The organism is Candidatus Edwardsbacteria bacterium, from assembly GCA_018821925.1.
Taxonomy (GTDB): Bacteria; Edwardsbacteria; AC1; order AC1; family EtOH8; genus UBA2226.
Map to the genome: position 1 here is coordinate 1 of JAHJLF010000094.1, position 2,928 is coordinate 2,928.

The window sequence follows — 2,928 nt, forward strand, 5'->3', positions numbered from 1 at the left end:
CTGCTGGGCAAACACAAGGACCCAGATTCTCTTATTAAAGAAAGTGCGGATGCGTGGAAGAAAGCGGTTGAGAGTGCTGTGCCGGTTTTAGATTTCTACTTTGATTCAGCTTTAAATAAGTACGACCTAAAGGAATTAGAACAGAAGAAGCAGCTTGCTCGCGAACTATTGGCAGTGATTAACAAGCTGACTGACCCGGTGGAGAAAGACCATTATCTAAAGAAGTTGGCCCGGCTAGTAGATGTTGAACCACAGGTGCTCTATGATGCCTTAAACAAAGTTAAGCCGATGCGGCGAGCTTCTATCCAACCCCAAAAGGCAGGCGAGGAGATGTCGCCAACTTGGATGGAGGAGCAAGCCGTGTCCTTACCGCTGGTTCACACAGAGCTGTTGGGTATGTTGATGGAGCAAGGCAAAGGCATAAAGTGGGCTTCTGGACTGGCAAATGCCGTTTACGAGGCACTTGCTAAGTGCTATACTGCGGGAAGTAAATTTGAACTGTCGGCGCTACTCAAGAAAATATCTGACCATGAGAGAACAAGCCTACTTGAGCTTATGTTGGTGGTCGAACAAAATTATCAAGCGATGGCGCCAGACGAGGTCAAACGTGAACTGGAATTTTATTTGAACATTTTAAATCAGAGGTCCTATTCGGCTCGACGGCGGGAATTAGTTGAGATGATCGCCGAGGCCGAGAAAAAACAAGACAAAGAAAAACTTACTCAGCTCCTGGACGAGCTAAAAGATTTATAGACAATAATTTTTTAATAGTAATATGCCAAGAACTAAAAAGAAGGCTGCACCCAAAAAGGCGGCGAAAAAGAAACCTGCCAAGAAAGCAACTAAGAAAAAAGTAGCTTCCAAGAGGGCTACTAAGGTGAGGACTCCAAAGAAAAAGAAGCAGGTTAAAAAACTGGTTCGCAAGCGCATACCCAAGAAAAAACCGGCGCGTAAGGTTGTACGACGGAAAGTTAAGGTGAAAAAAACACTTAAGAAAAAAGTAACTAAGAAGCCCCGAAAAAAGGTTGTCCCTCGACCCATTCGGCGGGCTCAGGGCAGGCTCCGCTCGGGGTTGAAGGCAAAACCTTCAGAAAAGCAGATGCCTAAGAAAATTACCCGTAAATCCCAGCGGGAGAAGGTAGTAGCCAAGAGGGTAGAAGAGGAAAAGTTAGTTGAAGACAAATTGGTGGACGTTATTGCGGAAGATGATGCTGAACGCAAGCGTAAGAAACGCAGAAATTCTATCGCGTATGATCTTCCGGAAGAGTTGGCCATGTTGGTTATGCGTGGGAAGGCGCAGGGTTTTGTAACTCAACAAGAACTGGACACCACCTTCCCGGATGTTGAGAGAAAAGTTAACCAACTGGATGCTCTGTTTAAAGCTCTGTTCAGTGAGGGCATTGAAGTGGTTGATGTTCGTGATGATCTTATTTGGTCTCTTGGTGGAGGAGACAAGATCAGCAAAAAGACGGAAGCTACCAGCAAAAAGATGCGTGGCAAGTTGAAGATCAACCTCAGTGAGGCAGCGATGGCTGATGAAGGCATTAGCGAGGATTCGGTGCGAATGTATCTGAAAGAGATTGGCCAAGTTCCTCTGCTTAAGGCGGACGAAGAGGTCGCATTAGCTAAACGGGTTGAAAAGGGTGATGTGTTAGCGTCCAAGCAACTAGCTGAAGCTAACTTGAGGTTGGTCGTATCTATAGCTAAGAAATATATCGGCCGCGGTTTGTCTCTGTTGGATTTGATCCAAGAGGGCAATATTGGCCTAATGAAAGCAGTTGAAAAATTCGACTGGCGCAGGGGTTTTAAATTCTCAACCTATGCCACTTGGTGGATTCGCCAGGCTATCACTCGAGCGATTGCTGATCAAGCCAGAACGATCCGCATCCCGGTCCACATGGTGGAAACTATGAACCGGTTGGCTCGCACACAAAGGCAATTGGTTCAGGAACTCGGCCGTGAGCCAACGCCGGAGGAGATTGCTAATGAGATGGAGCTAGAGGTTGAGAAAGTGAATCACATCCTCAAGATCTCGCAGGAAACCGTTTCGCTGGAGAAATCAGTAGGGGATGAGGACGACAGTTTGTTGGGCGATTTTATTAAGGACGAAGAGAGTTTAACTCCCGAAGAGGCTTCGACCTACGAGTTACTGAAAAACGATATAACTAAGGTTTTACATCTGCTGACCCCTCGTGAGCAAAAGATTTTGAGAATGAGATTTGGTTTGGATGGCGAGTGGGCACATACATTGGAAGAGGTGGGCAGGGAGTTTGGCGTCACGCGTGAGCGTATCCGCCAGATCGAGGCCAAAGCTTTGATGAAGCTTAGAAAATCCAAAGATTCTAAAAGACTAAAGGATTACCTTAAGTAATGAAGAATGACGAATGAAGAATGAAGAATGAAGGAGTGAATACTATAGAAGTAATGAAGAATTAAGAATTCCGAATGGAGAATGGGGGAGTAGATATTTATAAACGGGCGAGAGTTTTTTCTCATCTTTTGTTACAAACAGTACAATCGATGCGTCGTGATGTTCTGAACCAGAATATGTTGACACAGATCATCCGATCCGGTACATCTATTGGTGCTAATCTAGCTGAAGCCAGCGGTTCTCCCACAAGAAAAGATTTTCTAAATAAGTTGTCGGTTGCCATAAAAGAAGGCAAAGAAACTTTATACTGGTTAGATTTATTGAAGGCCAATAGTGGCATAGATCAAAGCAGATGCGATGAGTTGTATGATGAGTGTGAACAATTAGTTAAAATATTGGTAACCATTCGTAAAAAATCTCAAGCATCTGCTACTAAAATTTGACATTCGATATTCTTCATTCTTAATTAATTTAGTCCCGGGTAGCTCAATGGCAGAGCAAGCGACTGTTAATCGCTAGGTTGTCGGTTCGAGTCCGACCCCGGGAGCCAGTAAGGA

General features: G+C 44.8%; 3 protein-coding genes and 1 tRNA gene. All 4 read left to right on the plus strand.

Features of this window, described 5'->3' with window-relative positions; all coding sequences use genetic code 11:
• Nucleotides 1-753: hypothetical protein (locus KJ869_11350; GenBank protein ID MBU1577782.1), on the plus strand; the 753-nt coding region annotated here is incomplete at its 5' end.
• A gap of 520 nt (nt 754-1,273) precedes the next feature.
• The gene (gene rpoD / locus KJ869_11355; GenBank protein MBU1577783.1) at nt 1,274-2,371 is read left to right on the plus strand and encodes an RNA polymerase sigma factor RpoD; all 1,098 of its coding nucleotides are present in this window, start codon (nt 1,274-1,276) and stop codon (nt 2,369-2,371) included.
• Nucleotides 2,372-2,445: 74 nt separating this feature from the next.
• A complete protein-coding gene (locus KJ869_11360) occupies nt 2,446-2,814 on the plus strand; it encodes a four helix bundle protein (GenBank protein MBU1577784.1) in 369 nt (122 codons plus the stop codon).
• A 32-nt stretch (nt 2,815-2,846) separates the two neighbouring features.
• Nucleotides 2,847-2,921 (plus strand) — tRNA-Asn (locus KJ869_11365).
• Nucleotides 2,922-2,928 lie beyond the last annotated feature (7 nt).